The following is a 1,049-nucleotide window of genomic DNA, read 5'->3' on the forward strand; positions in this document are numbered from 1 at the left end:
CTCAGACCGAGACTATCATACAACACTCCGCGCTCATATAAAAGCTGTGCGCGTTCGTCATCGGTTAAAGCCCGACTGGCAAGTATTTGTTCCATGCGTGCCAGGATCACTTCCTGCTGTAACGTCGGTTGCAATGGCACTGCGAGGACTTCACTCTTACGCCAGGCAGAGTTGCTGCATCCTGCCAGCGTGAGTGCTGTCGCAACGAAACACCAGCGCAAAAAAGGCTTCATTTCCCACTCCCGAAGACAACAATTGGATGAACGTCCTGTCCCCCGCCTGCAAACAAGGCATCCTGCCAGCTAAATGTGCCCTCCGCAAACGCGGAGGGCAAAAGGCAAACCTTACTCGCCCTGTTCCGCTACCGGAGCTTCCGGTGCGGCGGCAGGCTGAGACTGCTCGGTTGCTTCTTTAATGCTAAGACGGATACGGCCCTGACGGTCAACTTCCAGAACCTTAACCGGTACTTCCTGGTTCATCTGCAGGTAGTCGGTCACTTTCTCAACGCGCTTGTCAGCGATCTGAGAGATGTGTACCAGACCTTCTTTACCGCCACCGATGGCAACGAACGCGCCAAAGTCAACGATACGGGTCACTTTACCGTTGTAGATACGACCTACTTCGATTTCTGCAGTGATCTCTTCGATACGACGGATAGCGAATTTCGCTTTCTCACCGTCGGTCGCTGCGATCTTAACGGTACCGTCATCTTCGATTTCGATGGTGGTGCCGGTTTCTTCGGTCAGGGCACGGATTACAGAACCGCCTTTACCGATAACGTCTTTGATCTTGTCTGGATTGATCTTGATGGTGTGGATACGTGGAGCGAACTGAGAAATGTCGCCACGTGGCGCGTTAATCGCCTGTTCCATCACACCCAGGATGTGCAGACGCGCACCTTTAGCCTGGTTCAGAGCAACCTGCATGATCTCTTTGGTGATACCTTCAATTTTGATATCCATCTGCAGTGCAGAGATACCGTCGCGGGAACCCGCCACTTTGAAGTCCATATCGCCCAGGTGGTCTTCGTCGCCCAGGATGTCAGACAG

The 1,049-nt window shown here is 53.2% G+C and carries 1 protein-coding gene and 1 pseudogene; both read right to left on the reverse strand.

All coding sequences use genetic code 11. The features are described from left to right. Positions 1 to 233: pseudogene (locus tag RDN66_RS05850) on the reverse strand (lipoprotein NlpI); the annotation flags it as partial. Positions 234 to 344: 111 nt separating this feature from the next. Next, positions 345 to 1,049: S1 RNA-binding domain-containing protein (locus RDN66_RS05855; RefSeq protein ID WP_308537664.1), on the reverse strand; the 705-nt coding region annotated here is incomplete at its 5' end.

Origin of the sequence: uncultured Kluyvera sp. (assembly GCF_902485085.1) — a bacterium.
GTDB lineage: Bacteria > Pseudomonadota > Gammaproteobacteria > Enterobacterales > Enterobacteriaceae > Kluyvera > Kluyvera ascorbata.